The organism is Streptomyces sp. CO7 (assembly GCF_053474865.1).
Genome location: NZ_JBRIOU010000005.1, coordinates 213,585 through 218,298, shown reverse-complemented (window position 1 = coordinate 218,298; position 4,714 = coordinate 213,585). Strand labels below are relative to the sequence as shown.

Below are 4,714 nucleotides of genomic sequence, written 5' to 3'. Positions count from 1 at the left end.
GGTCGGGTCCCGTGGCCGGAATCTCGTCGGTCGTCGCTGTCATGCCAGTTGCCCCTCGTTCCGTTCCGGTGCTGCTCGTCGCTTCGTCGCTTCGTCGGTTCAGGAGAAGAGCCGGCGCCAGGTCTCCGGCCCCGGGTAGCCGTCGGCCGCGCCGCCGCGCCAGCCCTGGGCGCGCTGGAACGCCTGGACGGCCCTGCGGTCGGCGTCCGTCCACTCGGGGCTGGGGCCGTCGGTGTAGTGGCGGCCGTACCCCTTCTTCACCAGCTGCCGCCCCAGCTGCGTGACGTAGGCGTTCTTCGCCCCCGGGCGGAACGCGGCGCGGCCGGGGTAGCCGGTGACCCCGTGCGAGGAGGGCGTTCCCGGCGGCGGGATGTCACGGCCGCGGCCGGTGACCAGCAGCCGCCAGGTGTGCGGTCCGGGAAGCCCGTCGGCCTCCTTGCCGGCCCAGCCCTGGGCGCGCTGGAACGCCTGCACCGCCCTGCGGTCGGCGTCGCCCCAGCGGGGGCCGGGCCCGTCGGTGTAGAACCGGGCGCCGCCGCGTTCGACGAGCATCCGGCCCAGGCGGGTGACGTGCGCGTTGGTGGCTCCGGGGCCGAAGGAGGCGCGGCCCGGGAAGGCGGCCTCCTCGCCGGATCCGCCGCCGGGTGCGAGCGCCCGGTAGCGGTAGGGGACGTAGCGGTCGCCGTTGACCGGGTACGGGTGGTCGAGCACCCGGCGCACGGCGTGCGGGCGGGTCTGCTCGTAGGCGACGTAACGGGTGTGGGTGTAGTCGGTCCAGCCGCCGAAGATGACGACGTGCGAGCCGGTCTGGGGGTCGGCGTCGTTGTGGAAGAGCAGGATGTCGCCGGGACTGAGCTCCTCGTGGGAGATCCGCACGGCGTAGTCGTCGAGGTTGCCGGTCCAGGCGTTGCCGGGGAGGTCCCAGGCCATCGACACGAAGCCTGAGCAGTCCTGGCGGTAGCCGTCGGCCCAGTTCCGTTCCATGTCGTACGGGACGCCGGCCTCGGTCCACCGCCGGGCCCGCTCGATGATCTCCCCGCGGGAGACCGGCCGCAGCCCCGCCCGGTCCCGCGCCGCCGTCTCCCTCATGGGCGCGGCCTGCGCTCCCCCGTTCCGTGGAGCCGCCAGGGCCCGCACGCCTCCGCTCCCCGTCCGTGCCACCGCGCCCTGCGTGACCGGGGGCCGTCCGCCGCCCTCCGGGCCCCCGACCCGCGCGGCCTCCTCCTCCCGCACCACGGAAACCGGGGCGGCGCTACCCGTCCCCGCGGCAGCCTGCGCGACCGGAGCGTGGGGGGCGGCCTCGCCGTCGGCCTCCGCGACCCCGGCCTGCGGGAATGCGTCCTGTACGGCAGACGCCGACGGAACGGCCTCCGCACCCGCGACCGCCGCCGGAACACCGCCGTCAGGCGAGACTTCGACCCGCGGCGCCTCGACCTGGGCGGCAGGGACGAGCGAGGCGACCTCCGCACCCGCCACCGCCGCCGGAACACCGCCGTCAGACGAGGCTTCGTCCCGCGGCGCCTCGACCTGGGCGGCCGGGACGAGCGAGGCGACCTCCCCATCCGCCACCGCCGCCGGAACACCGCCGTCAGACGAGGCTTCGACCTGCGCCGCCTCGACCTGGGCGGCAGGGGCGGGCCGGGCGACCTCCCTGTCCGCCGCCACCGCCGGAACACCGCGGTCTGCAGGCGCTCCGACCTGCGGTGCCTCGCCCTGAGGGGCCGCGGCGTGCGGGGTGGCCTCACCCACGGTCGCCGGGACCTCCGCGCCAACCGCCGGCTCGCCCCCGCCGAGCGGGGCCTCGGTCCCGTCGGCGGGCTGCTCCGCACCGGGCGCCGCGGTCATCCCCGGCGCGGTCCCGTACCCGGTCACGGCTTCCGCCACCGCCTCGGCGGCGTCCGCCCCCCGCGGTGCGGGACCACCCGAGCCACCCGAGCCGTCCGTGGCGGCCACCGCGGGCGCCCCCTGGTCCGCCGGCGCCGCGACGGGTGCGGGGGCGACGGCCGCGGCGGTGACCGGGGCCGCGGTCATCGCCGTGGCCGCCGCCGCCGTGACCGTGACGACCCGCGCCCCCGCCGGGTGCCGCGCGGCGCCCGACGCGCCCCCCGCAGCCCCCGGCATCGCCCGGCGCCAGTGGACGCAGCCGGCGCAGTCGCACTCCCCGGCGGGGTCGAACTCCTCGAAGGCCGGCTCAGTCATGCGATCTGCCTCACATTTCGTAGGGAAATGTCCGCGCTTGTGTGCGTTCGCCAGTCTCGCAACCCCGCGCGTGGAGCGCATGTTGACGGTCCGAATGATGTACGCGGCCACTCCACGGGACGAAAGGGGCAGGTGGGGTGGTCGGGAGCACCCCACCAGGTGGGGTAGAGTTTTCTCTGTCAGCAGGCGCCGCTAGCTCAGTTGGTTAGAGCAGCTGACTCTTAATCAGCGGGTCCGGGGTTCGAGTCCCTGGCGGCGCACGACGAGGCCCTCGCGCAAGCGGGGGCCTTTTGCTGTGCCCGCACCCGAGCGAAATGTCCGGTGACGCCCGGAGCGTCCGGGGGGCACGGCGGCACGAGGGGGCGCGCACGCACCCCACTTGCCCCACCCTCACCCCTGACCGCCCCATTGGGCTCGTATGACCGGTTAAGACCGCGTTTCGCGTCTTGCGATCATGCTCGGAGCCGTAGAACCCTTGGACACAAGTCGCCGCGGAGACGCGGCGGTTGGGGGGAGCGCGGCGCCCGGTTGCCGCCGCGCGGACGGGGGTGGGGCCCCGTACCGGACGAAGACGCTGGGGGGCGTCGCAGCAGCCGCCAGGGGGGACGTACCACAACGCAACGGACACGCGCCGCGGCACCGCCGTGCGCGTGCAGGGGGATGACTTCATGACGTCGACGCCGACAGGCGCCGCGCAGGACTTCGGCGCGTCCACGACCACGCCGCTGAACAGAACGGCGACACCGCCGCACCACGGGCCGGCCTCCGCCGGCCACACTCCGCCGACCGGCACGACCACCACCACCGGCGTCTTCCGCCGGCTGCGGCGGAACCTGCCGGCCTACGACTACGAGCACTACAGCCGGCTCGCCGGGCCGCTCACCCGCCCTGACCCGTCCCGGCCGTACAGGGTCCGCTACCGCTCGCTGCTCTCGCAGGAGCCGCACCGCGTCCGGGTCTCGTTGATGCTGGTCGCGGCGCCGCTGCTCTCGGTGGGGTTGCTGGTCTGGCTGCTCCAGCCCGCGCACTGGACCAAGCGCGACTACCCGACCTTCGACCTGCTGCCGGCGCTGGACGTCGTGATGCTGGTGTCGATCGGGCTGATCGAGCTCTTCCGCTGTGCCAACGTGCTCTCCAACGCGCACGCCACCCTCGTCGCCCGCGACCCCGTCCCGGTGGTGCCGCAGGCGGGGACGCGGGTCGCGTTCCTCACCTCGTTCGTGCCGGGCAAGGAGCCGCTGGCGATGGTGACGAAGACCCTGGAGGCGGCGGTGCGGATCCGCCACCGGGGCGTGATGCACGTCTGGCTGCTCGACGAGGGCGACGACCCGGAGGTCAAGGCGGTGTGCGCCCGGCTCGACGTGCGCCACTTCTCCCGCAAGGGCGTCGAGAAGTGGAACCGGGCGAAGGGCCCGCATCGCGCGAGGACCAAGCACGGCAACTACAACGCCTGGCTGGACGCCCACGGAGACGCGTACGACTTCTTCGCCTCCGTCGACACCGACCACGTGCCGCTGCCCAACTACCTGGAGCGGATGCTCGGCTTCTTCCGCGACCCGGACGTCGGGTTCGTCATCGGACCGCAGGTGTACGGCAACTACGACACCTTCGTCACCAAGGCCGCCGAGTCGCAGCAGTTCCTCTTCCACGCCCTGATCCAGCGGGCCGGCAACCGGTACGGCGCGCCGATGTTCGTCGGCACGTCCAACGCGGTGCGGATCTCCGCGCTGCGGCAGATCGGCGGGCTGTACGACTCGATCACCGAGGACATGGCGACCGGCTTCGAGATCCACCGCCACCGCAATCCGGCAACCGGCCGCAAGTGGAGATCGGTGTACACGCCGGACGTGCTGGCGGTCGGCGAGGGGCCGAACTCCTGGACCGACTTCTTCACCCAGCAGCTGCGGTGGTCGCGAGGGACCTACGAGACGATCCTCAAGCAGTACGTGAAGGGCTTCTGGTCGCTGCCGCCGGGCAAACTCTTCAACTACACGATGATGATCATCTTCTACCCGATCTCCGCGCTGAACTGGATCCTGGCGGCGCTGAGCTGCGCGCTCTTCATGGGTCTGGGCGCCTCGGGCGTCGACATCGACCCGGTGGTCTGGCTGATGCTGTACGGCAACGCGTCGGCGCTGCAGATCGGGCTGTACGTGTGGAACCGGCGGCACAACGTCTCGCCGCACGAGCCGGAGGGGTCGGGCGGGGTCGCGGGCATGGTGATGTCCGCGCTGTCGGCGCCGGTGTACGCGCGGTCGCTGCTGGACGCGGTGCTGCGGCGCAGGAGCCGGTTCGTGGTGACGCCCAAGGGGGACTCGGCGAGCCCCGACACGCTCTTCGGGACCTTCCGGATCCACCTCTTCTTCATCGCGGTGTTCGGCGGCGCGATCGGGGCCGGGTTCTGGCGGGGGCACGCGCACCCGGCGATGGTGGTCTGGGCCTCCCTGGCCCTGCTGATCACCGCGACACCGATCGTGGTGTGGCGCCTCACGCTCCGGGGGGAGCGGCGGGGACG

At 73.5% G+C, this 4,714-nt stretch carries 2 protein-coding genes and 1 tRNA gene; 2 read left to right on the top strand and 1 reads right to left on the bottom strand.

Going from position 1 to position 4,714, the window contains the following annotated elements; translation table 11 throughout:
- Window positions 1-99: 99 nt before the first annotated feature.
- Complete coding sequence (locus ACOV8S_RS19430; protein WP_448319455.1) at window positions 100-1,476, bottom strand: peptidoglycan-binding protein; 1,377 nt, start codon at window positions 1,474-1,476, stop codon at window positions 100-102.
- 909 nt (window positions 1,477-2,385) lie between these two features.
- On the opposite strand from ACOV8S_RS19430, the gene ACOV8S_RS19425 reads away from it, so the two are divergent.
- Both ACOV8S_RS19425 and ACOV8S_RS19420 read left to right on the top strand, forming a co-directional pair.
- Window positions 2,386-2,459: transfer RNA gene (locus tag ACOV8S_RS19425), tRNA-Lys, on the top strand.
- Window positions 2,460-2,867: 408 nt separating this feature from the next.
- Window positions 2,868-4,714, top strand: a 1,847-nt coding sequence (locus tag ACOV8S_RS19420) for a glycosyltransferase family 2 protein (protein ID WP_448319072.1), incomplete at its 3' end; no start/stop codon positions are given.